General features: G+C 70.0%; 23 protein-coding genes. 7 read left to right on the top strand and 16 right to left on the bottom strand.

Annotation, left to right across the window (positions count from 1 at the left end):
• Positions 1-4 precede the first annotated feature (4 nt).
• The 3 genes from EXE58_RS10495 to EXE58_RS10485 form a co-directional block, all read right to left on the bottom strand.
• Positions 5-1,024 carry an SDR family NAD(P)-dependent oxidoreductase gene (locus tag EXE58_RS10495; protein WP_279638243.1) on the bottom strand — a complete coding sequence of 340 codons (1,020 nt, stop codon included), beginning with the start codon at positions 1,022-1,024 and terminating at the stop codon, positions 5-7.
• A gap of 16 nt (positions 1,025-1,040) precedes the next feature.
• Positions 1,041-2,879 carry a polysaccharide biosynthesis protein gene (locus tag EXE58_RS10490; protein WP_208543972.1) on the bottom strand — a complete coding sequence of 613 codons (1,839 nt, stop codon included), beginning with the start codon at positions 2,877-2,879 and terminating at the stop codon, positions 1,041-1,043.
• 235 nt (positions 2,880-3,114) lie between these two features.
• Positions 3,115-3,552, bottom strand: coding sequence for a VanZ family protein (locus EXE58_RS10485; protein ID WP_135267834.1), 438 nt, complete (start codon positions 3,550-3,552; stop codon positions 3,115-3,117).
• 73 nt (positions 3,553-3,625) lie between these two features.
• On the opposite strand from EXE58_RS10485, the gene EXE58_RS10480 reads away from it, so the two are divergent.
• Genes EXE58_RS10480 through EXE58_RS10470 form a run of 3 tightly spaced genes read left to right on the top strand, consistent with a single transcriptional unit; the run spans position 3,626 to position 7,351 of the window.
• Positions 3,626-4,420, top strand: a complete 795-nt coding sequence (locus EXE58_RS10480; RefSeq protein ID WP_135267833.1) for a hypothetical protein — start codon at positions 3,626-3,628, stop codon at positions 4,418-4,420.
• Entirely contained in the window at positions 4,417-5,892 is a 1,476-nt protein-coding gene (locus EXE58_RS10475) for a nucleotidyltransferase domain-containing protein (RefSeq protein WP_135267832.1), read from the top strand. Before EXE58_RS10480 ends, EXE58_RS10475 begins: the two co-directional genes overlap by 4 nt.
• Before the next feature lie 43 nt (positions 5,893-5,935).
• Positions 5,936-7,351 (top strand): tyrosine-protein kinase domain-containing protein, encoded by a 1,416-nt coding sequence (locus tag EXE58_RS10470; RefSeq protein ID WP_135267831.1) that lies wholly within the window; start codon positions 5,936-5,938, stop codon positions 7,349-7,351.
• 85 nt (positions 7,352-7,436) lie between these two features.
• On the opposite strand, the gene EXE58_RS10465 is transcribed toward EXE58_RS10470, so the two are convergent.
• The 6 genes from EXE58_RS10465 to EXE58_RS10440 all read right to left on the bottom strand — a co-directional run bounded on the left by EXE58_RS10465 (position 7,437) and on the right by EXE58_RS10440 (position 12,586).
• The gene (locus EXE58_RS10465) at positions 7,437-7,733 is read right to left on the bottom strand and encodes a DUF1416 domain-containing protein (protein WP_135267830.1); all 297 of its coding nucleotides are present in this window, start codon (positions 7,731-7,733) and stop codon (positions 7,437-7,439) included.
• A 1-nt stretch (position 7,734) separates the two neighbouring features.
• Positions 7,735-8,583, bottom strand: a complete 849-nt coding sequence (locus tag EXE58_RS10460) for a sulfurtransferase (RefSeq protein WP_135267829.1) — start codon at positions 8,581-8,583, stop codon at positions 7,735-7,737.
• Between the two features lie 35 nt (positions 8,584-8,618).
• Positions 8,619-9,107, bottom strand: coding sequence for a DUF4395 domain-containing protein (locus EXE58_RS10455; RefSeq protein ID WP_135267828.1), 489 nt, complete (start codon positions 9,105-9,107; stop codon positions 8,619-8,621).
• Positions 9,108-9,382: 275 nt separating this feature from the next.
• A complete protein-coding gene (locus EXE58_RS10450) occupies positions 9,383-9,859 on the bottom strand; it encodes a TlpA family protein disulfide reductase (protein ID WP_135267827.1) in 477 nt (158 codons plus the stop codon).
• A 109-nt stretch (positions 9,860-9,968) separates the two neighbouring features.
• Positions 9,969-12,140 (bottom strand): carboxypeptidase regulatory-like domain-containing protein, encoded by a 2,172-nt coding sequence (locus EXE58_RS10445; RefSeq protein WP_135267826.1) that lies wholly within the window; start codon positions 12,138-12,140, stop codon positions 9,969-9,971.
• Positions 12,141-12,289: 149 nt separating this feature from the next.
• Positions 12,290-12,586, bottom strand: a complete 297-nt coding sequence (locus tag EXE58_RS10440; RefSeq protein ID WP_135267825.1) for a MoaD/ThiS family protein — start codon at positions 12,584-12,586, stop codon at positions 12,290-12,292.
• A gap of 46 nt (positions 12,587-12,632) precedes the next feature.
• On the opposite strand from EXE58_RS10440, the gene EXE58_RS10435 reads away from it, so the two are divergent.
• Complete coding sequence (locus EXE58_RS10435; protein ID WP_135267824.1) at positions 12,633-13,358, top strand: winged helix-turn-helix transcriptional regulator; 726 nt, start codon at positions 12,633-12,635, stop codon at positions 13,356-13,358.
• A gap of 10 nt (positions 13,359-13,368) precedes the next feature.
• Positions 13,369-14,163 (top strand): mycothiol synthase, encoded by a 795-nt coding sequence (gene mshD / locus EXE58_RS10430; protein WP_135267823.1) that lies wholly within the window; start codon positions 13,369-13,371, stop codon positions 14,161-14,163.
• Between the two features lie 229 nt (positions 14,164-14,392).
• On the opposite strand, the gene ygfZ is transcribed toward mshD, so the two are convergent.
• The 3 genes from ygfZ to EXE58_RS10415 all read right to left on the bottom strand — a co-directional run bounded on the left by ygfZ (position 14,393) and on the right by EXE58_RS10415 (position 16,373).
• Positions 14,393-15,334: a CAF17-like 4Fe-4S cluster assembly/insertion protein YgfZ gene (gene ygfZ / locus EXE58_RS10425; protein WP_135267822.1), complete on the bottom strand. Its 942-nt coding sequence runs from the start codon at positions 15,332-15,334 to the stop codon at positions 14,393-14,395.
• 104 nt (positions 15,335-15,438) lie between these two features.
• A complete protein-coding gene (locus EXE58_RS10420) occupies positions 15,439-15,879 on the bottom strand; it encodes a Fur family transcriptional regulator (protein ID WP_135267821.1) in 441 nt (146 codons plus the stop codon).
• Complete coding sequence (locus tag EXE58_RS10415) at positions 15,879-16,373, bottom strand: heme-binding beta-barrel domain-containing protein (RefSeq protein ID WP_135267820.1); 495 nt, start codon at positions 16,371-16,373, stop codon at positions 15,879-15,881. Before EXE58_RS10415 ends, EXE58_RS10420 begins: the two co-directional genes overlap by 1 nt.
• A gap of 35 nt (positions 16,374-16,408) precedes the next feature.
• Here EXE58_RS10415 and EXE58_RS10410 point away from each other — a divergent pair, with 35 nt between their 5' ends.
• Together EXE58_RS10410 and EXE58_RS10405 are read left to right on the top strand one after the other, a co-directional pair.
• Entirely contained in the window at positions 16,409-16,771 is a 363-nt protein-coding gene (locus tag EXE58_RS10410; RefSeq protein WP_135267819.1) for a DsrE family protein, read from the top strand.
• A 154-nt stretch (positions 16,772-16,925) separates the two neighbouring features.
• Complete coding sequence (locus tag EXE58_RS10405; RefSeq protein WP_208544257.1) at positions 16,926-18,986, top strand: RNA degradosome polyphosphate kinase; 2,061 nt, start codon at positions 16,926-16,928, stop codon at positions 18,984-18,986.
• A gap of 3 nt (positions 18,987-18,989) precedes the next feature.
• On the opposite strand, the gene EXE58_RS10400 is transcribed toward EXE58_RS10405, so the two are convergent.
• The 4 genes from EXE58_RS10400 to pstB all read right to left on the bottom strand — a co-directional run bounded on the left by EXE58_RS10400 (position 18,990) and on the right by pstB (position 22,836).
• Positions 18,990-19,985, bottom strand: a complete 996-nt coding sequence (locus tag EXE58_RS10400) for an inorganic phosphate transporter (RefSeq protein WP_135267817.1) — start codon at positions 19,983-19,985, stop codon at positions 18,990-18,992.
• 6 nt (positions 19,986-19,991) lie between these two features.
• Positions 19,992-20,609, bottom strand: a complete 618-nt coding sequence (locus EXE58_RS10395; protein WP_135267816.1) for a DUF47 domain-containing protein — start codon at positions 20,607-20,609, stop codon at positions 19,992-19,994.
• 219 nt (positions 20,610-20,828) lie between these two features.
• Entirely contained in the window at positions 20,829-21,791 is a 963-nt protein-coding gene (locus tag EXE58_RS10390; protein ID WP_135267815.1) for a hypothetical protein, read from the bottom strand.
• 157 nt (positions 21,792-21,948) lie between these two features.
• Positions 21,949-22,836, bottom strand: coding sequence for a phosphate ABC transporter ATP-binding protein PstB (pstB, locus tag EXE58_RS10385; RefSeq protein WP_135267814.1), 888 nt, complete (start codon positions 22,834-22,836; stop codon positions 21,949-21,951).
• Positions 22,837-22,838 lie beyond the last annotated feature (2 nt).

Genomic DNA, 22,838 nt, shown 5'->3' with positions numbered 1-22,838 from the left:
GCGCTCAGCCGATCAGTGCACGGAACTGTGGCAGCGCGTTCAGCACGTCGACCACACCGTCGATGTCGAGACGCTCGGTGTTGTGGGAGTGGTAGTCGTCGACCTCGGACTCCTGCCGCTCGCCCTCGTCGAAGTACTCGCCGTAGTTGAGGTCGCGCGCGTCGACGGCGACCCGGAAGTAGTCGCCCTGGTCGGTGCTGCGGACCAGCTCCTCGCGCGTCGCGAGGGTCTCGTAGAGCTTCTCGCCGTGACGGGTGCCGATGACTCGAATGTCGGCGGCGGTCCCCATGGCCTTGGCGACGGCCTGGGCCAGCACCTCGATCGTGCACGCCGGGGCCTTGCGGATGAAGAGGTCGCCCGGCGCAGCGTTGACGAAGGCGTGCTCGACGAGCAGCACCGCCTCCTCCAGCGACATCAGGAACCTGGTCATGCCGGGGTCGGTGACGGTCAGCGGCCGACCGGCCTTGAGCTGGTCGACGAAGAGCGGGATCACGGACCCGCGCGACATCATCACGTTGCCGTAGCGCACCGTCGAGACCACGGTGTTGGCGGTGGGGTTGTTGCGGGCGAAGGCCTGGGCGACCTTCTCCATCATCGCCTTGGACATGCCCATGGCGTTGACGGGATAGGCGGCCTTGTCGGTGCCGAGGCAGACGACCGAGCGGACGCCGTTGGCGTTGCTCGCCTCGATCACGTTGGCACTGCCCATCACGTTGGTGCGCACCGCCTCGAGCGGGAAGAACTCGCAGCTCGGCACCTGCTTGAGCGCGGCGGCGTGGAAGACGTGGTCCACCCCGCGGGTGGCACGGTCGACGCTGTCGTAGTCACGCACGTCGCCGATGTAGAACCGCACCCGGTCGTCGTCGAGGGCGCGGCGCATGTCGTGCTGCTTGAGCTCGTCGCGGCTGAAGACGCGGACCTCGCGGATGCCGGCGTGGAGAAGCCTCCGCACCATTGTGTGACCGAAGGAGCCGGTGCCCCCGGTCACAAGGACGGTGGCCTCCGGGCTGACGGTGGTCGTCACGTCGTGGTGTCTCCGTTCATCGGGCGCGAGGTGCGGGCAGGTCTGGGTCGAACGATCCCACGCGGACCTTGACCCCCGCAGTCGTCTCAGCAACGTCGCTCGGGTCGGGGAGCCGCACCCAGTCCTCGAAAGCCTGGAGCATCCCCGCACAGCTCACGCGCACGTCGTAGGCGCGCACGACGTCTGGCGAGAGGGCGGGCACCGACGCGTGGGAGATCATCGGGTGCCTGGAGCGCTCGTCGCCCTCTGCGCCACCGAAGAGCTGCTCGTGGAGCTTCTCGCCCTCGCGCAGACCGGTGTAGACGATCTCGATCTTCTTGCCGGACTGGGCGATCAGCTGCCTCGCGACGTCGTCGATCTTGACGGGGGTGCCCATGTCGAGGATGAGCACCTCGCCGTCCTTGCCCAGCGCACCGGCCTGGATCACCAGCTGCACGGCCTCCTCGACGGTCATGAAGTAGCGGGTGATGTCGGGGTGGGTGACCGTGACCGGTCCGCCGGCAGCGATCTGGGCGGTGAACGCGTGCAGGACCGACCCCCGGCTGCCGAGCACGTTGCCGAAGCGGACGCTGAGGTAGGAGCCGTCGGTCTGCTGGGCCATCGCGGCGGTGAGCCGCTCGGCGACCCGCTTGGAGTAGCCGAGCACGCTCGTCGGGTCGGCCGCCTTGTCGGTGGAGATGTTGACGAAGTGCTGGACGCCGACCTCGGCCGAGGCCTGCAGGACGTTGGCCGTGCCGAGCACGTTGGTCTTCATCGCCTCGTGGGGATACTGCTCGAGCATCGGCAGGTGCTTGAGGGCGGCCGCGTGGAAGACGACCTCGGGGCGACGGTCGTGGAAGATCTCGCGCAGCGCCGCCTCGTCACGGATGTCGTTGAGCACGACCTCCTTGCTGTCGAGGAGGGCCTGCCCGCGCAGCGACAGCTGCACGGAGTGGAGCGCGGACTCGTCGCGGTCGAGCATGATCAGCTCGGCCGGCCCGAACTTGTCGAGCTGGCGGCACAGCTCGGAGCCGATCGACCCGCCCGCGCCCGTGACGAGCACCCGCTTGCCGGTGACGTAGTGGGCGATGGACTCGAGGTCGGTCTCGACCGCGGCACGCCCGAGGATGTCGCACATGTTGACGTCGCGGACGTCGCGGACGTCGGCCTGAGAGGCGAACGTCTCGGCGAAGGGCGGCAGGACCTTCAAGGTGACGCCGACCCGGTTGGCGGCCTCGGCCAGGGACTTGATCAGCCCCTTGGAGGCGCTCGGGATGGCGACCACGACGACGTCGGCCTCGGTCTGCTCCACCACCCGCTCGAGGTGTCGGACCCGCCCCATCACGGGCACTCCGAAGTGGCGGCGCTGACGCTTCCACCCGTCGTCGTCGAGGAACGCCACGGGGACCATGCCGGCCTCCGGCGACATGAGCATCGACCGGGCGAGCCTGGTGCCGGTGAACCCGGCACCGACCACGACGGCACGCTTCGCGGCGGCGTCGTCGACCGTCTGGACCTGGTCGGCGTAGTAGCGCCAGGCGGCTCGCGCCGTCAGCATCATGAAGAGGCCGAGGAACGTCGCCGACGGCGGGATGCTGCGCGCGATCCAGTGGGGGTGGGTCAGTGCGTTGGCGACGAAGACGATGAAGCCGGCACCGGCGGCCGCCAGGCCCAGCGACATCGTCTCCTCGATGGTGGCCACACCCACACGGCCGAGGTAGGAGCCCCGCAGCAGACCGATGGTCCACTGCAGCAGCACCGCCCCCACGGTCACTGCCGCGGCGTAGGCCCAGACGGTCGCGGTGGCCGCCTCGTCGTAGCGGAGCACCACGCTGATCGCGTAGGCCACCACGAGCGCGCCGGCGTCGAACGCCATCAGTGTGACTGGTCGGCGTGCCCGGACACGCCGTTGCAGATCCTCCCTGGTCATAGCTCTCCCCAAGCCGTGAAGCTCCCGCTGGGCGAACCCGTCGGGAAGGCCGATCACCCTCTGCCCTCCACAGAAGATTCACCGACCTGACACAGGATCAGAGCAGATTTTGCCTAGCATGGATAGAGGAGGGTCACCATGTGAACGCACAGTTGCAATTCCGTTGAAACAGAGTTACACGTCACATCGGCGGGCGAGATTCCTCGCTGTCCGCGGTCCGGCGCAGCACCACCAGCGCCAGGATGACGCCGAGGAGCACACCGGTCGTGTTGGCGACCACGTCGACGAACTGGGCCGAGCGCAGCGGCCTGAAGAGCCCCTGGAACCCCTCGACGAGGCCGGCGGCCACGAACCCGTAGACCACCCAGTTGGCCCACGGGTGGCGTGGGAAGAGCATCGCCACCAGGAACGCGGCCGGCACGATCATCGCCACATTGAGGAGGAACTCCACGCGGACCGGGGTGCCCAGCCAGTCAGGCCCTAGCAGTCGGACCACCCGGCCGGTCTGGCGGATCACCCAGGCGGCAAGGCTCGCGTCACGCTGGCCGAGCACGAACGCCAGGAACAGCAGGTAGGCGCCCAGCGCGGCCGCGTGACGGCTGCGAAGACGGTCGGGCACGGCGGAAGTGTGACAGACCCACCCCCAGCCGAGACCCGGTGGTGGGGGCTGCGATCTCCCCTATGCTGCCCGCGTGCCAGGCGCCCCCGTCACCCTCCTGCACGTCGAGACACTCGGCGTGGTGGTGCCGCTCGCCGTGGCCGGGGAAGACCTCGCGAGCGCGGTCCGCGATGCCTGGCGCGACGCGCTGACGGGTGAGGCCAGCGCGTCCGGGCCGCTCCCCGTGGCGCCGGTCCTGACCGTCGCCGTCGGCGAGCGCGGCCAGGCCGACGTCGTCGCCCTGACCGTCCGCCAGGCTGTCCATGCCCTGTCGACGACGGTGATGAGGACCGCGATGGCCGCGCGTTCGGGCGAGCTGGTGATGCTCGACGCCGTCGCCGTCGTGGATCCCGCGACCCGCGCCGCGGCGGTGCTCGTCGAGCTCCGCGGCAACCGCACCGTGTCCGCGACGGCGTTCGGCGACGGCCTCGCACACCTGGCCTCCGCCACGACCGGCATCACCGCCGACGGCCTCGTCCTGCCCGCCCTCGACCCGGTCCCTGCGAGCACCGGGCGCGCCGAGGACCTGGCCGCACCCAGCGCGCTCGGCCTCCAGCCGGCCAGTGACAGCGCCTGCCCGCTCGCGGCCCTGCTCGTCCTGCAGCACGACCCTGGCCACTGCGGCGAGCCACGGCTCGAGCCCCTCGAGACCATCGACGCCCTGGCCGCGCTGGCCGATGCGGCCTCGGGACTCCACTACCTCGCCGAGCCGCTCCAACGTCTCGCCGATGTCGTACGACGAGCCGGTGGCGCGCGGCTCGTCACGTTCGGCGATCCCGCCACCCTCGCCGGCGTCGTGCGGGAGTGCCTCGCCGGAGCAGCCACATGAGGGTGCGCCGCGGGTTCGTCCGGGACGTGTTCTCCGAGGGCGGCCGAACGGCTGTCTTCGTCAACGACCAGGTGCTCGTGCTCTCCGAGATGGCCACCGTCATCTTCGACGCGACGCCTGCCGAGGCGACGACCACCCTCGAGGACATCACGAGTGCCGTGGTCGCAGAGTTCGGCGAGCCGGCCCCGCCGACGGACGCGACGGAGGCGACGCGCCTCCAGGTGCTCGACCTCGTCGCCCACCGGGTCCTCCAGGACGGCAGCGGCGTCGCCCACGAGGCATTCACCGCGGCGAGCGTCGAGACCCTCCGCCAGGCGATGAGGCACCTCGTGTCCGACGACCCGACCCCGTGGCGACTGCCCGACGCGATGAGCGGCCAGTTCGTCGGTGCCATGCGGCGACACCGCCTCACGGAGACCGTTGCGCGCTCCCTCGACCGGTTCGACCTCCCGCCGGCGGTGGCGGCGCAGGTCAGCGCCGACTGCGCCTCCGAGCGAGTGGCCATCGAGGACCAGGCCGAGGAGCTCCACGAGATCCTCTCCGCCCTGCACGAGGTCGGGGTCCGGGCGCTGACGTTCAAGGGGCTGGCCCTCGCGGCGCAGGCCCACGGCGACTTCCGGGCGCGGGGGCGTGGTGACCACGACCTGCTGGTCGACCCGGAGGACCTGTCCCGTGCCCACGACACCCTCATCTCCCTCGGGTGGGTGCCCGTCGAGGGATTCGCCCGGCCCGGCGACTCGTGGGCATGGCGCCACCTCGTCCGCCACTACTACGAAGTGCCGCTGGCGCGCGGGACGAGCAGCGTCGACCTGCACTGGCACCTCGGCCCCGTGCGGTCGGCCTTCCCGTCCTTCGACACCCTCTGGGGCCGGCGCGCCATGGTCCCGGTCGGCGGTCGCGACGTCCCGACGTTCTCGTCGTACGACGCCCTCACCCACTCGGCCACCCACGCCGCCAAGGACCACTGGTCCTCCTTGCGCAGCGTCCTCGACATCCGCCGGCTCATGTCCGACCCCGACGCCTGGCGCAGCGCCGACCGGCCACTGCGCCAGGACCAGCTCCTCAGCATCGGCATCGCGGCCCACCTGCTGGGCACTCCCACGGGGGCGCCCGAGGTGGTCGCCCGTGCCGCCGACCTCGCCCGCGCCCTGGTGCCGGCGGTGGAGGCCCGCCAGTCGCGCATGGCCGGCTTCGACCTGACGCGGCGGCTCCCGGGGGCCGCGCTCGCCGCCACCCTGCAAGCCATCGCGCGTGCCGGAGGGCGGCCGGGCGACTTCTGGCGTGAGCTGTGGCTCCTGGCCATTCCGGTCAGCGACGTCAGCGCCGATCCCACGCCCCGTGCGGCCGTCGCGGTGCCGCGGGCGCTGGGCAGGCGCTCTGCGGAGGTGGGTCGTCTGTGGGGACGCGCAGCGGTCGAGCGACTGAGACACACTTCACGGACACGTGGGTCAGGATCGCGTCGAGCGACCTAGACTCCACACCGCTGACATCCAGTTACACGCCGAGGGGACCCACATGCAGCTCGCCGACTACCTGCGCATCCTGCGCAACCACTGGCGCGTGGTCGCAGCGTGCGTGGTGGCGATGGCCGTGCTGGCATTCGTGTGGAGCGCGCTGCAGACCAAGGTCTACTCCGCCAGCTCCTCCGGCTTCGTGACCGCCGGTGAGACCGACCAACCCGGCCTGGGGACGATGAACGACTCGCTCTCCAAGTCGCGTGCCGCGTCCTACGTCGTCCTCGCCAAGGACCGCAAGACCGCCTCGCTGGTGATCGACGACCTCGGCCTCGAGACCACCCCGGAGTCCCTGGTCTCCAACATCTCCGCCTCGCAGACCCCCGACACCGTCATCATCTCGATCACGGCGAGGGCCGCCACCGCCAAGGGCGCCCAGGCGCTCGCGGACGCCTGGGTCCGTGCCCTGGCCGAGCGGGTGGCAGAGATCGAGCCGCCCGGCGAGGGTGCGATGCGGATCGAGGTCTCCGAGTCGGCCCAGCTCCCGACCCGGCCCATCGCGCCGAACGTCCCCCGCAACATCCTGTTCGGCGCGATCCTCGGCGCCCTCCTCGGCGCGGGCTACGCCATGGCTCGCAACGTCCTGGACCGCAAGGTCCGCACGGCCGAGGACGTCGAGCGCTGGTCCGACGTCGCCGTGGTCGGCACCATCCCGGAGATCCCCGAGGCAGGGATCTTCGTGACCGAGACCGGCGTCAGCATCGAGGCGATCGCGGCCGAGGCGCTGCGCAGGGTCCGCACCAACCTGTCGTTCATGGACGTCGACAACCCGCCGCGCGCCATCGTCGTCACCAGCCCCAAGCAGGGTGACGGCAAGTCCACCATGGCCGCCAACCTCGCCGCCGCCATCGCGCTGTCGGGCCAGCACGTCACGCTCATCGACGCCGACCTGCGCCGCCCCAACGTGGCGCCGCTCCTCAAGCTCGACGACGCCGTCGGGCTCACCGACGTGCTGACGCACCGTCTCAACCTGGCCGACGCGATCCAGCTGCACCCGACGATCGACCGCCTGATGATCCTCACCTCGGGCAGCCGGCCGCCCAACCCGAGCGAGATCCTGGGCTCCAAGACGATGAAGGCTGTCGTGAACGAGCTGTCCAAGCACGGCATGGTCATCCTCGACGCGCCCCCGCTCCTGCCCGTCACCGACGCGGCCATCCTGGCCCACAGCACCGACGGCGCGCTGGTCACGGTCTCGGCCGGCCGGACCCTCGACACCGACCTGATGACGGCGATCGACTCGCTCCTCGCCGTCCACGCGCGGCCGCTCGGCGTGATCCTCAACCGCGTCTCTCGCCGCAACGTCGGCTCCGGCAACTTCGCCGCCTACGGCTACGCGCCCGACGCCTACGTCCAGGAAGCCGCCGCCGCAGGGTCCGGCGACCACGCCCCCCGCGGCGGCCGACGCAAGCGCTGACCGACGCGGAGCCGGTCCACCCACGACGCAGAAACGCCACAGCGCCGGGTCAACGACCCGGCGCTGTGGCGTTGTTGTCCTGGGCTCAGACCGCGATCTGGACCTCGGCCACCGAGCCCACCGACGCCACCACGGCGATGTCGATGGGGTCGGACTTGGGCGCCAGGGTCCGCAGCGTCCACTCGCCGTCGCCGGCGAAGAAGCGGAAGTGGCCGGTGGCCGAGGTGGGCACCTCGGCGGTGAACTCACCCGACCGGTCGAGCAGACGGACGTAGGCCGACGCGACCGGCTCGCCGCCGCGCAGGACCTGGCCCTGGATCACGGCCTCCTTCGCGACGTTGACGCCGTCGAGCGGGAGCCCGCCCTCGGTTGCTCCGCACATGTCAGGCCTCCCCGGGCTCGTCGCCGAGCGCGACGGGGACGCCGACGAGGGAGCCGTACTCGGTCCAGGAGCCGTCGTAGTTCTTGACGTTGTCGTGGCCGAGGAGCTCCTTGAGCACGAACCAGGTGTGCGAGGAGCGCTCACCGATGCGGCACAGGGCGATGGTGTCCTTGCCGTCCTGCAGGCCGGCGTCGCCGTAGATCTGGCGCAGCTCGTCGTCGGAGCGGAAGGTGCCGTCGTCGTTGGCCGCCTTGCTCCACGGGACGTTGATCGAGGTCGGGACGTGCCCGGCGCGCTGGGCCTGCTCCTGCGGGAGGTGGGCCGGGGCGAGGAGGCGGCCGGCGTACTCGTCGGGGCTGCGGACGTCGACGAGGTTCTGCGCGCCGATCGCCTCCACGACCTCGTCGCGGAAGGCACGGATCGAGTGGTCCTGCTCCTGCGCGGTGTACGACGTCGCGGCACGCGTCGGCAGCTCGTCGGTCAGCTCGCGCGAGTCGAGCTCCCACTTCTTGCGGCCGCCGTCGAGGAGCTTGACGTCGGAGTGGCCGTAGAGCTTGAAGTACCAGTAGGCGTAGGCGGCGAACCAGTTGTTGTTGCCGCCGTAGAGGACGACGGTGTCGTCGTTGCTGACACCGCGCTCGGAGAGCAGCTGCTCGAACTGCTGCTTGTTGACGAAGTCGCGGCGGACCTGGTCCTGGAGGTCGGTGGTCCAGTCGAGCTTGATGGCGCCCCGGATGTGGCCCTTGTCGTAGGCGGTGGTGTCCTCGTCGACCTCGATGAGGACGATGCCGTCGGTGTCGAGGTTGTCCTCGACCCACTGGGCGGTGACGAGCGAGTTCTCGCGGCTCATGGTGGTTTCTCCTTGGTGTGGGTGGTCTGTGGTGATCAGTGGAAGGCGTACTGGCGGGCGAGGAGGTAGACCTCGCACCCGAGGCAGAAGCGGAAGAGCGCGTTGAGCAGGGCGGCCGTGAGTGCGGCACCGACGGCGACCTGGGCGAGCAGGGGCGCACCCAGGACAAAGCCGACGAGGCCGACCAGCGCGAAGCCCAGCCCGACACCCTGCGCGAAGCGGGGCGGCTCGGGCGCCTCCCACTCGCTGGTGGGTGCGAGGCGGGGCCTCACCAGCGTGCGGAACAGCCACGCGTAGGGCGTCGCCTGGACACCCAGGCCGGCGCCGAGGCCGAAGATGGCCGCCTGCACCGCGAGCAGGCCGGTGGCCCACGGCGTGGGGAGCAGCAGCACACCGGCCAGGACGACGACGGTCAGGGCGGCGGCGAACTGCGGAGCCCGCGGGTCGAGCGCGCCGTCAGGGCGGGCGCCCCAGGTGGAAGCCGGTGCCTGGGAGGCGGGCGAACCGGTGGTGGTCGTGGACATGTCTCTCCTGCGATGGATGGGGGTGATCGGCCGGTGAGGGCACGGGCCACCGCGCAGGACAGCGTGCCGCCGACTAGGCGAGCACGACTGAGGACCTGACCGGGCGGTGACCCGTCAGGACATTCGACACAGCGCCGAGCGCGTGCGGCAGTGATCCACTGCGCGGCGCTTGGTCAGCATGGTCGAGGACATGCCCAGAACTGTAGGGCGGGCTGAGGCGCCCTTCTGGCCAGATCTCACCATGTGAACAGTATGACCGAATGGTGAGACGCAGATCATGCCTGGGTTCCGACCCGGGCGATCGCGGCCAGCACCTGGTCCCGCGTCGGCGCCCCGCCGGCGCGGGTGACCTCCATGCCCGAGGCGTCGAGCACGAGGGTCGTGGGCGTGCGCAGGATGCCCAGGGCTCGAGTCGCAGCCAGGTGCTCCTCGGCATCGACCTCGACGTGCGTGACTCCCTCGACGAGCCCGGACACGTCGGTGAGCACGGTGCGCGTGGCGCGGCACGGGGCGCAGAACGCGCTGGAGAACTGCAGGAGGGTGGCCCGCTCGCCCAGGCTCGCGCCGAGCTGGTCGACAAGCTCGGCGGCGGGCGACGTGGCAGCCGCCGCGCTCGCGGTCGTCGTACTCGCTGCGGTGGCGCTGGTTGCTCCGTGACGCTTGCGGAACCGTCCGTCCGTGGCGGCGCGCCACAGGCCGACGCCCAGCGCCAGGCTGACGGCGAGGGCGAGCACGACGACTCCGGTGGACATGGTGGGTCCAACATCGGCACGGGTCGAGTTTGTTCCGGACGAGAACGGGGCCCCGGCGAGATGCCGGGGCCCCGTCCGCGATCAGGCGGTGCTGGATCAGATCAAGCGCTCAGCGCTTGGTCTTGACCGTCTTGGTCAGCTCGCTCGAGCCCACCTTGCCCTTGCCCTGGAAGAAGAAGACGATCTTGTGCTTCCCCTTCTTGAGCTTCTTGAGCGAGACGGTGCCCTTGCCCTTCTTGATCTTGGTCTTGCCGATCTTCTTGTACTTGATCGTGCCGTCGTCCTTGACCCGGACGATCTCCTTGACCGTGAGCTTGCCCTTGACCTTCTTGCCCTTGATCCTCTGGGCCTTGATCGTGATCGAGGCGCGGTCGCCGCGGATCTTGGCCTTGATCTTGGACTTGTAGCCGATCTTCTCGGACTTGGCGGTGGTCGCCGTGCCGACGAGCTTGCCGTTCTCGGCGAGGACCCGGACCGAGAGCTTGTCGCCGATCTGCTTCTTGGTCGGCTCGAAGGACTTGCCCGTGCCGACGACAGTGCTGCCGATCAGCCACTCGTAGGTGAACTGCGTGCTGCTCTGGTAGTTCCACTCACCGGGGTCGACCTCGATGGACTTGCCGACCCAGGGATAGCCGTCGATGAACGGCCGCTCCGTGGCTGACAGGGCTGCCTCGAGGACAGCGTCGAGGCCGGTCACGTTCTGGCCGGACTTGACGGTGATCGTCTTGGCGTCGTCGAACGTGGAGTTCTTCCACCACTCGGGGGCGTGGTTGCCGGTCCAGTCGGAGAACCGCACCTTGTAGGTGCCGGGGTAGACCCAGCGTGCGTCGAAGGTGTCATCCATCTCGGTCGAGGCGCTGGTCACGATCTCGCCGTCCTTGGAGAGCAGGGAGACCGTGCCCTGGATGCCCTTGCCCGCAGCTCCCTTGATGGAGCCCGAGATGCCGCCCGCGCGAGGCAGCGAGATGTCGGCCCGAGCCGGAGCGGCCGAGATGCCCACCGGCGTGGCCTGCTCGTAGGAGGTGTGCTGACCGAACCACTGGCCGAAGAGGCGGTACTCCACGTCCTCGTCACCAGGGGTCGGGACGCTCGCGCGGACCTTCACCGTCTTGCCCAACAGCGAGTCGAGCTCGTCGAAGGCGTAGATGCCAGCGCGGTTGGTGTAGATCTTCGACCAGCTCGCCTGGCCCTCGGTGTTGGTCTTCTTGAACGGAGCGGCCGGGTTCGTCCAGACCTCCATGGGAGCACCCACGACCGGTGCGCCGGTGTCGTCGGTGACCACACCGCTCAGCTCGAGAGATCCCAGCGGCTTGGCCGGGCGCGGCGTCAGGTTGGCGTTGATGCCGGGCACGTAGGCGCCGGGCGCGACGGGGACCATTGTGGCGTCGGAGTAGTTGGTGGCGTTGTTCCAGTACTCGGAGACGTACTCGTCGATCCGGTCGTCGGAGAACTGGACCCGGTAGTTGCCGGCGTCGAGACCCTTGAGGACGTAGACACCGTTCTTGTCGGTGAAGTCAGTGGCGCTGTCGCTGTCGCTGTAGGCCGTGACCTCGACCTGCTCCAGCGGCGCGCCCGCGTCGCTGAGGACCTGGCCGGTCATCGCTGCGCCACCGCCGAGGGCGATGGGAACCGGGGTGCCCGTGGGGGTGCCGGTGACGGGGTCCGCGCTGGCGAAGTCGGCCTTGTCGCTGAACCACTCGGCAGCGAGCCTGTCGGCGTCCGCCGAGCTGTAGGGGGGCGTCGTGTGGAGCTTCACCGGGGCCGAACGGACGGGGAGGACGACCTTGCCGTCCGCGTCGCTGACGTCGGAGGTGATCAGGTCGTCGACGTTCGTCGCGTCGTAGGCCTCGACGACAGCGCCGGAGAGCGGGCGACCCGCTGCGTCCGTGACGGTCGCCGTCACGTAGGGCTGCTCGATGACCCAGGGGGCGAGGCCGACAGGCGCCCCGTCGGCCACGGTCACCACGTCGGCAGACGCGAGGTCGGCCTTGTCCACGTAGAACTCGGAGAAGCCACCGTCGCCGACGACCTCCAGCTTGTAGGTGCCGTCGAACAGCGTGCCGCTGATGACGCCGTTGTCGAGGTCGAAGGTGGTCCACTTCTCGTAGACGCCGTCATAGGAGTCGTAGCGGTGGACGACGACCTCGCCGGTCATCGGGTTGCCGGCGCCGTCGACGACGACGCCCCCGACAGCGGACTCGGCTGCGTGCGCCGGAGCGGCCATGCCGACTGCGGCTGCCGCTACTGCGGTGCCCGCGAGCGCAGCGGTGAAGCGACGCACGTGGCGCCGCGATGATCCTCGGATCATTCGTTCCCCCTTGTTGGGATGTGGGTGGTCCTCGGCAGGATGACCCAAACCGACACAGCCCAAACCAGCTGCAGACTCGACCCCGTGTCACCCCGTGAGGCCACATCATCACATAGGTAAAATCAGCCCCCGGCGAAGGGGGGAAGGAACTCGATGCTGTCCCCCGGGCGCACCGTCACCGCCTCGCGGTCCTTGCCCCCGACCGGACGGTCCCCCACCAGCACCGAGCAGACCCCGAGCACGTCGGCGAGCCGCGGGCTCGGGCGCGCCTCGAGCACACGTCGTACGACATCGGCGAGGGAGGTCGGTCCGTCCACCGCGAGGTGGTCCTCGTCCACCCCTGCCGCGGCACGGGCAGAGGCCCAGTAGCGCACGGTCACAGTCTCACTCTCGGGAGTTCCACCCGGATCGCGGCTCATGCCCGATATCCTTCCTCATCCCCCGCCAGGAGAGGAGGGCACACACATGAGCGCTCTGCTGCTGCTCACCAGCGCCCTCCAGCCGTCCGCCGAGGTCCTTCCCGGCCTCGCGCTGCTCCCCCACACGGTCCGCATCCTGCCGGCCACCGGGAGCGCGCTGCTCGAGGCTCCCCCGTCCGACGCGATCATCGTCGACGGGCGGCAGGAGCTCGCCCAGGTGCGCGACCTCTGCCGGCTGCTGCGCACCACCGGCACCGACGTGCCGGTGCTGCTGATCGTGACCGAGGGCGGTCTCGCCGTCGTCGCCCACGACTGGGGGATGGACGACGTCCTGCTCCACACCTGCGGGCCCGCCGAGCTCGACGCGCGTCTCCGCCTCGCCATCGGCCGCAACGCCGCCTCCCAGGACGACGACACGAGCGCCCACGTCATCCAGCGGGGCGAGGTGGTCGTCGACGACGCCACCTACACCGCCAAGATCGGCGGACGACCGCTCGACCTCACCTACAAGGAGTTCGAGCTCCTGAAGTACCTCGCCCAGCACCCCGGCCGAGTCTTCAGCCGCGAGCAGCTGCTGCAGGAGGTGTGGGGCTACGACTACTTCGGAGGCACCCGCACCGTCGACGTCCACGTGCGCCGGCTGCGGGCCAAGCTCGGCACCGACCACGAGCACCACATCGGCACCGTCCGCAACGTCGGCTACCGGTTCGTCGTACCCACCCGCGAACCCGCCGGGTCCGAGGAGGCCTCCCCCGCTCCTGCGGGTGGTTAAGGTCGGGTCCATGGACACGGCCGTCGACCAGATCGTCCACGCCGCCACCAGCGCCGACGGCACGTCCCCGCTGGACGAGGCCACGCTGATCGCGCTCCACGACGGGCTCGGTGACCTCGAGCTGACGGACACCGCCCTGCGGTTCATCCACGACGGCGAGCTGTCGCTGGTGGTGCACCCCGCGCACCGCGGCCACGGAGCCGCCACGGCGCTCCTCTCGGCCGCGCCCGAGGGACCCCTCAGCGCCTGGTCGCACGGCAACCACCCCGCCGCCGCCAGGCTGGCCGAGCGCTTCGGGTGGGTGCGCGAGCGCGACCTGTGGGTGATGCGCCGACCCGCCTCGGTGTCCTTGCCCGACGTCGTCGCCGACGGCGTGGAGATCCGGGCCTACCGCGATTCCGACGCAGGCGAGGTGGTGCGCGTCAACGCCGCGGCGTTCGCCCACCACCCCGAGCAGGGCTCGATGGACCGTGCCAACCTCGCCCGCCGGATGGCAGAGCCCTGGTTCGACCCCGCCGGGCTCCTGGTGGCCGACGACGGCTCCAGGCTGCTCGGCTTCCACTGGACCAAGCGGCACGACGCCGCCCTCGGGGAGGTCTACGTCGTCGGCGTCGACCCGGCCGCGCAGGGCCGCGGCCTCGGTCGCGCACTGACCCTCGCCGGGCTCCAGCACCTCGGGGGGCTCGGCCTCTCCGAGGTCATCCTCTATGTCGAGTCCGACAACGACACCGCGATCCGGCTCTACTCCGGGCTGGGATTCACCCACCACGACACCGACACGCACGTGCAGTACCGCCGCGCCTGAGCCTCGCCCGCTCCGCGCCTCGCCCTCTCCACGCCGTCTGCCTCAGGGTGGCGGCACACGACACCCGTTCCCGCAGGGTGGCGGCGCACGACATCCGCCTGGCCTGTTTCGATGTCGTACGCCGCCAGGGTCACCGTCAGCGATGTCGTACGCCGCCAGGGTCACCGTCAGCGATGTCGTACGCCGCCAGGGTGGGTCGCCGTGGGCATCCGCAGCAGCGGGTACGGCGTCAGCGCAGCCGCGGCCGCACGTGCAGCCCGACCTCGGGGTCGACCACGACCTCCTGGCCCGCAGGCATGTGGTCGCCCTCGGCGACCGCGACCATGAGGGTCGCGTCGACCGGCACGTTGCGCTTGACCAGGGCGAGCGCGATCGGTCCGAGCTCGTGGTGGCGGGCCGAGGACCCGACGAACCCGCACTCGCGGCCCTCGTGCAGGAGAGGGGTGCCGACGGCGGGGAGGCGGTTCTCGGTGCCGTCGAGGTGGAGCATGGCCAGGCGGCGCGGCGGTCGCCCCAGGGTGTGGACGCGCGCGACCGTCTCCTGGCCGCGGTAGCAGCCCTTCTCGAGGTGGACCGCGGGCCCGATCCAGCCGACCTCGTTGGGGATCGTGCGGTGGTCGGTGTCGAGTCCCAGCCGGGGTTCACCGCGCTCTATGCGCAGCGCCTCGAACGCCCACAGCCCACAGGCCGGGCCGGCCGCGTCGGCGAATGCCGCGAGCTTCTCGCGCGGCACGAAGGAGGGGCCCGACGGACGCCACATCGCGGCGACGTCGTCGACCAACGAGACCTCGACGCGGGTCATGAACTTCATCCGCTCCAGCCACTCCACCAAGGCCGCACCACGCCCAGGCTCGGTGTGGGCCACGAAGGCCTCGCCGTCGTCGACGCCGGTCATCTCGTGCTCGACGTGGCCCTGGGGGCTGAGCACCAGCGCCTGGGTCCAGGTGCCGGGGGTGAGATCGAGGAAGAACTGGGTGGTCAGGTTGTGCAGCCACGAGAGCCGTTCGGGCCCCTCGATGCGCAGCACGTCGCGGTGGGAGAGGTCGACGAAACCCTCGCCCCCGACAAGGGTGCGCTGCTCGGAGTTGAACGAGCCGTAGTGCGCGGCGACGGGTGCGTCGATGCCGTCCCCGGCCACAGCGCCGGGGAGCGTCAGGAGGGGGCTGGCCATGTCGACGAGTCTACGGACGCGTCGTCAGCCGGTCCGTCGCGATCACCGGCTACCCGGTGGTTCGCCGGGTTATCGCCCGTTGCAAAGGGCGATAACCCGATCAGTCACTGGGTAGCCGGTGATTCCGACGAGCACGCAGAGCACACCCCGAAGAGCGCCAGGTGCCCCAGGTCGGGCGAGAAGCCGTGCTCGCGCTCCAGCGCCTCGACGAGCGGGGCGGCGACCTCCGGATCCACGCTGCGTACGACACCGCAGCGCCGGCACACGACGTGGAAGTGCTCGGGCTCGCGGGTGGAGTGATAGGTCGGCGCCCGGTCGGAGAGGTGGGTGTGCCGCACCAGGCCGAGCTCTTCGAGGACCTCCAGGGTGCGGTAGACCGTCGAGGCGTTGACCGAGCTCGCGTGGGTGCGGACCTGCGCCAGCACCTCGTCGGGCGTCGCGTGGCCCAGCTCCTCCACGGCCCGGAGGATCAGCTCGCGCTGCGGCGTCAGCCGCAGGCCGCTCTCGCGCAGGCGAGCGCCGAGGTCGCCGGGGTCCGAGGGCATCAGGCCCGCTTGAGCCGGGCCCACAGGTGGGGCTGGAGCTCCTGCCCGACGGCCGCCATGTCGAAGGCGTAGAGCAGGTCGCCCTCGACGTTGCCGTACATCCGGGAGCCACCGGTGACCTCCTTGGCGGTCTCGGTGAACCCGACGCCGGCGGTGTGCATCTCGAGCTTGCCGCCCTCGGCGTGGCCGTACCAGATCTCGGAGAAGCCGATGTTGTGCGCGAGGAGGAGCTCGACCTTGCCGGGCTCGGGGCAGCGCAGGAACCCCGACTCCATCGCGGCGTCACGCACGAACTCGCCCTCGTCGTCGACGATCCACGCACGCGCCATGTAGTGGAAGAACGGGCGGCCGTCGTGGGTGAAGATCAGCTCCTGGCCGAACTGGAACTTCTCGATGGTGGGGTAGTCGCCGTGGCCGTTGCCTCGCCACGTGCCGAGCAGCCAGGCCACCGGAGCGCAGTGGGGGTGGAGGTTGTCCGGCAGCTCGAATGGCATGGGCCCAACCCTATGACGCCACCTAGGGTGGGCGCATGCCCCGATCGCTGGTCGTCAAGGTCACCTGCGGCTCCGAGGACGCCGAGCGCTGCAACCAGGCGTTCACGGTCGCCGCCGCTGCGGCCGCGGCAGGTGCCGACGTCTCGCTGTGGCTGACCGGAGAGGCCGCGTGGTACGGCGTACCCGGGCGGGCGGAGGAGTTCAGGCTCGACCTCGCGACGCCGCTGGCCGACCTGCTCACCACCGTCGTCGAGCTCGGTCGCGTCCAGGTGTGCACCCAGTGCGCCGCCCGTCGCGGCATCGAGCCCGATCACCTGCGTGAGGGCATCACGATCGCCGGCGCCGCGGTGTTCGCCGAGGAGATCCTGCAGGACGGCGTCCAGGCGCTCGTCTACTGAGGTCACCCGCTGTTCACCTGTCGGTGTCAGACTGGTGGGCATGACCGGCACCCTCCCCAGCGCGCTCCACGTCTCGCTGGAGGACGGCCCCGCGCCGGACGCGTTCGCACACCCCTCCGAGACGTTCGACGTCGAGCCGCCCTACGTCCCCGACATGGCAGAGCTCGCGGCCGTCCAGCAGTTCGCCGACCGTTTCATCGACCGCGAGCTGTCCTGGCTCCGCTTCAACCAGCGGGTGCTCGAGCTCGCCGAGGATCCCGCGCTGCCGCTGCTCGAGCGGGCGCGCTTCCTCGCGATCTTCGCCAGCAACCTCGACGAGTTCTTCATGGTCCGGGTCGCCGGGCTCAAGCGACGCATCGCCGCCGGGGTCGCGGTCCGCGCGGCCAGCGGGCTCCTCCCCCGCGAGCAGATCAACGAGCTGTGGGGTGACACCCGCCAGCTGATGGAGCGCCACGCCGCCGTCTTCCAGGACGACATCGTGCCGGCGCTCGCTGACCAGGGCATCGAGATCGTCCGCTGGGCCGACCTCGACAAGGAGGAGCAGAAGGCCTGCAAGCGGCTGTTCAAGGAGCGGGTGTTCCCGGTCCTCACGCCCCTGGCCGTCGACCCCGCCCACCCGTTCCCCTACATCTCGGGCCTGTCGCTCAACCTCGCGGTCGTCGTACGCCACCCCAAGGAGGGCACCGAGCACTTCGCGCGGGTCAAGGTGCCACAGACCTTCGCCAGGTTCGTGCCAGTCGGCGACCAGCGCTTCGTGCCGATGGAGGACGTCATCGGCGAGCACCTCAAGAAGCTGTTCCCCGGCATGGAGATCGTCGGCGCTCACACGTTCCGGGTCACCCGCAACGAGGACCTCGAGGTCGAGGAGGACGATGCCGAGAACCTCCTCCAGGCGCTCGAGAAGGAGCTGCTCCGCCGCAAGTTCGGCGCTGCGGTCCGGCTCGAGGTCGAGGAGTCGATCGACCCCAAGGTCCTCGAGCTGCTGGTCTCCGAGCTCGGCGTCTCGCGCAACGAGGTGGTCGCGCTGCGCGGACCGCTCGACCTCACCGGCCTGCACTCCCTGGCCGACCTGCCCCGCGACGACCTCAAGTACGACGCCTTCCTCCCCACGACCCACCCCTCCCTGGCCGAGGTCGAGTCGGCCTCACCGGTCGACGTCTTCGAGTCCGTACGACGCCACGACGTGCTGCTGCACCACCCCTACGACTCCTTCGCGACGTCCGTCCAGCGGTTCCTCGAGCAGGCAGCCGCGGATCCCCACGTCCTGGCGATCAAGCAGACCCTCTACCGCACCTCCGGTGACAGCCCGATCATCGACGCACTCGTCGACGCGGCCGAGGCCGGCAAGCAGGTGCTGGTCATCGTGGAGATCAAGGCCCGCTTCGACGAACGCGCCAACATCCGCTGGGCGCGCAAGCTCGAGCACGCCGGCTGCCACGTGGTCTACGGCCTGGTGGGGCTCAAGACCCACTGCAAGCTCTCCATGGTCGTGCGCGACGAACCCGACGGGATCCGGCGCTACACCCACATCGGCACCGGCAACTACAACCCCAAGACGGCCCGCCTCTACGAGGACCTCGGCCTGCTGACCGCCGACACGGCCATCGGCGAGGACGTCGCCCACCTCTTCAACAACCTGTCGGGGATCAGCCGCAACGCGTCCTACGAGCATCTCCTCGTCGCCCCCGACAACGTGCGCAGCGGACTCGTGTCGCAGATACACCAGGAGATCGCGCACCACCGGGCCGGCCGCTCCTCCGGCATCCGCATCAAGGCCAACTCCGTGGTCGACGAGGCCGTGATCGACGCCCTCTACCTCGCCTCCCAGGCCGGGGTCCGGGTCGAGCTGCTCATCCGTGGCATCAGCGCCCTGCGGCCCGGGGTCCCCGGCCTGTCGGAGAACATCTCGGTGCGCTCGATCCTGGGACGCTTCCTCGAACACAGTCGCGTCTTCTGGTTCGACAACGGCGGCGAGCCGCAGGCCTGGCTCGGGTCGGCCGACCTCATGCACCGCAACCTCGACCGGCGCGTCGAGGTGCTCGTCCGGCCCTCCGACCCGCACGTCATCGCCCAGATCGGCGAGCTGCTCGACCTGGCCCTCGACCCCGACACGACCAGCTGGACGCTCGACTCCGAGGGAGCCTGGACCCTTCAACACGGCACGGTCGGGCTGCACGAGGCGCTGATCGCGCGTCAGCGCGTCCGGCGGCGCTGAGGGTCAGGGCAGGAAGATGCGGAAGAACCAGTAGCAGACCGCGGCCGCCAGGCCCGCCGCCGGGAACGTCAGCACCCAGGCGGTCAGGATCGACTTCGCGACGCCCCAGCGGACCGCCGAGAGTCGCTTGGTCGCCCCCACGCCCATCACCGCTGAGGTGATGGTGTGGGTGGTCGAGATCGGGGCCTCGAAGACGTAGGACGTCGTGTAGAGGACCGAGGCGGCGACCGACTCGGCGGCGAAGCCGCGGGGCGGGTCGAGGTGGATAATGCGCCGCCCGAGCGTGCGCATGATCCGCCAGCCGCCCGACCAGGTGCCGAGCGAGATCGCGGTCGCGGCGGCGACGATCACCCACAGTGGCAAGCCGTCGGACTCCGCGACGTAGCCCCCGGTCAGGAGCGCCAGGAAGATCACGCCCATCGTCTTCTGGGCGTCCTGCAGGCCGTGGCCCAGCGCCATCGCAGCAGCCGAGATCGTCTGCCCGATCTTGAAGCCGCGGCTGACCTTGCTGGGGTTGGAGTTCCGGAAGATCCACATGATCGCGAGCATCAGGGCGAACCCCATGCTGAACGCCACGACCGGCGAGATGAACATCGGGATGACGACCTTCTCCAGGACGACCGCCCAGTTGGCGGTCGCGCCGGCGGCCACGGCCGCGCCGACCAGGCCGCCGATCAGCGCGTGGGAGGAGGAGGACGGCAGGCCGAAGTACCAGGTGATCATGTTCCACGTGATGGCACCGATCAGACCCGCCATCACGATCACCAGCCCGTGGCTGCCTGGCCCCGGGTCGATCGTGTCGGAGACGGTGTGGGCGACCTTCTGACCGAGGAAGGCACCGACGAAGTTCATGACCGCGGCCATCGCGAGCGCAACCCTGGGGGTCAGTGCCCCCGTGGAGACGGAGGTGGCGATCGCGTTGGCCGCGTCGTGGAAGCCGTTGGTGTAGTCGAAGACGAGGGCGACGACGACGACCGCGACGATGATCGCGAGTTCCATCGGGGCTCAGGACTCCTTGACGGAGATCTGCTCCACGATGTTGGCCACCGTCTCGAAGGCGTCGATGGCGCTCTCGAGGGCCTCCACCACGTCCTTGAGCTTGAGGACCTGGAGGGCGTCGTACTCGCCGCTGAAGAGGTTGGCGAGCATCCGGCGGTAGGACTTGTCGCCGGCGTTCTCGAGGCGGTTGATCTCGATCCAGTACTCCTCGAGCCCCTTCATCGACTCCAGCCGCGGCATCGCCTCGGCGGTGAGCTCGGCACAGCGCTGGAGGACCTCCACCTGCTCGGCGGTCTCGGGCGGCAGCGAGGTGATCTCGTAGAGGAGGACGAGGTCGACCGCCTCGTCCATCTCGTCCATCACGTCGTCGAGCGCCGAGGCCAGCGAGTAGATGTCCTCGCGGTCGAAGGGCGTCACGAACGTGCTGTTCACCCGGCGCACGATGCTGTGGGTGGTCTCGTCGGCGGCGTGCTCGGCCTCGCGCATGCGCTGGGCGATCTCCGCACGGGAGTTGCCCTCGGAGAGCATCTCCCCGAGGAGTCCTGCGCCGACGACGAGGTGCTGGGCGGCTTCGCTGAACAGGTCGTAGAACGAGCCGTCCACAGGGCGGAACTTGAAACGCACGGAGTACTCCCGGTGAGGGGTGGATGAACCGCACTCATGCTAGGGGGTGCCGAGCCTCCTGACGCAACCCGGACCGGTGTGACCACCGTCGCTGGTCGTCCTACCGTCCCACCGGTCCCTCCACACCCATCCGTCATCCGAAGGAGAGCCCATGCGTTCGCTTTCGCATGACGGATGGGTCTTGGCGTGGCCAAGGCCGTGTGGCGTACGACGATGCTGTCAGGCGGCAGGTGGCTGCGCCGTCCACCCGCGGTCACGGAGCGCTCGTCGGACCTGGTCGAAGAAGTCGTCAGGGCTGACGCGCAGGCCCAGCACCGGAAGCCTGAGGACCACGTCGTGCTGGAGGGTCACCTCGTTCTGCCGGAGCGCGTCGGGGACCACCTCGCTCGCCCAGGAGTGCTGGATGCCGTCGATCTCGACCACGACGCCCCACTCGTCCCAATGGACGTCGAGGTAGTAGCGCCCGTCGCGTCCTCGTCGGACGACCTGACGGTCAGGTTCGGGAAGGCCGCGTCTGCGGCATTCGCGTGCGAAATCCAGCTCGCCCAGGCTCCGGACGCCACCTAGCAGGTCGCTCAGGACGTCCCGGACGAAGGCAAGCCGAGGCGCCTTCTTGATCCGCAGCACCTGCGAGGCGAGGCGCTCGGCCGTGGTCAGCCCCTGTTGGACCGTCATCGTGAGGAGCAGAGCCGCCTCCCGGTCGCTGCGGGCCCACAAGGCCGCCCGCACAGCCGCCACCTCGTTGCGGGTGCGGGGGATACCGACCTCCACCATGTCGTCGCTGGCCCAGCGTCGTGTCTGGCGCACGTTGACGCGCGAGTCTCGGAAGACTCGGCCACCTCGCGGAACCGAGACGCGGTGGCGATCCACCGTGAAGCCCTTCAAGCCGGCGGCGATCAGCGAGGACGCACCGTCGAGCTGGGCGCGGGGGCCTCCTGCGAGCTGGGCGGCACGCAGGAGCGCGCGCTCACCGAGGGCTCCTGTGGTGAGGGCAAGACAGTGTCGTCCCACCGCTTGCCACCGACCGGCACGGATGTTGGCGTCGACCTCGCCACGACTGAGCCCGGCTGCATAGACCTGTCGGCGCGCCACGACGCCGTCCTGGTCCTTCGCGAGCGCTTCGACCACGGCGCGGCGAGCCGCTCTCTCCGCTCCCGTGCGGGGCGCCGGTCGACTCGTCATGCCGACGAGCGTGGCGGCCCGCGTCGTCGTACAACACCGGCTGAGGGCGATCTGTGGACATCGTCCGCCCATCCGTCATACGAAAGTGAAGCAATGACTTCGGCTTCGTATGACGGATGGACCCGACCGGCGGGCAGAGGCCAGGGTGGGGCTCCGCTCAGCCGAAGCGGCCGGAGATGTAGTCCTCGGTGCGCTGGTCACCCGGGTTGGAGAAGATCTTCGAGGTGAGGTCGTACTCGACCAGGAGGCCCGTCCGGTTGCCCGTGGTCTCGTCCGGCCGGGCGGTGAAGAAGGCGGTCCGGTCGGAGACCCGCGCGGCCTGCTGCATGTTGTGGGTGACCACGACGATCGTGTAGTCCTCGCGCAGCTCGACCATCAGGTCCTCCACGCGGGAGGTCGCGATCGGGTCGAGGGAGGCGCACGGCTCGTCCATCAGGATGACGTCGGGCCTGGTGGCGATCGTGCGGGCGATGCACAGGCGCTGCTGCTGCCCGCCCGAGAGGCCGTAGGCCGACTGCTTGAGCTTGTCCTTCACCTCGTCCCACAGCGCCGCCCGGGTCAGCGCCTCCTCGACGAGGTCGTCCATGCTGTCGACCTTCATGCCGGTGACGCGGGGACCGTAGGCGATGTTGTCGTAGATCGACTTCGGGAACGGGTTCGGCTTCTGGAAGACCATGCCGATGTGGGTGCGTACGGCGATCGGGTCGACGCCCTTCGCGTAGATGTCCTGACCGTGGTAGACGACCTGGCCCTCCACCCGAGCACCGGCGACGAGGTCGTTCATCCGGTTGAGGCAGCGCAGCACCGTCGACTTCCCGCAGCCCGACGGGCCGATCATCGCGGTGATCTCGTTGCGGCCGTAGGCGAGGTTGACGTCGTGGACGGCGTGGAAGTCGCCGTAGAAGACGTTGAGGTCGCGCGCCTCGATGACCGGGGAGACCGGCACTGGGCTCAGCTCGCGGTCGACGTCGGCGCGGACGCGCGCCAACGAGCTCGGCGCGGGCTGCTCACGGGTAGTGGTGGCAGTGGCGGGGGTGGTTGCCATGA

Source organism: Nocardioides seonyuensis (assembly GCF_004683965.1).
In the GTDB taxonomy this organism is placed as follows: Bacteria; Actinomycetota; Actinomycetes; order Propionibacteriales; family Nocardioidaceae; genus Nocardioides; species Nocardioides seonyuensis.
This window is presented reverse-complemented; position numbering and strand designations above follow the sequence as displayed.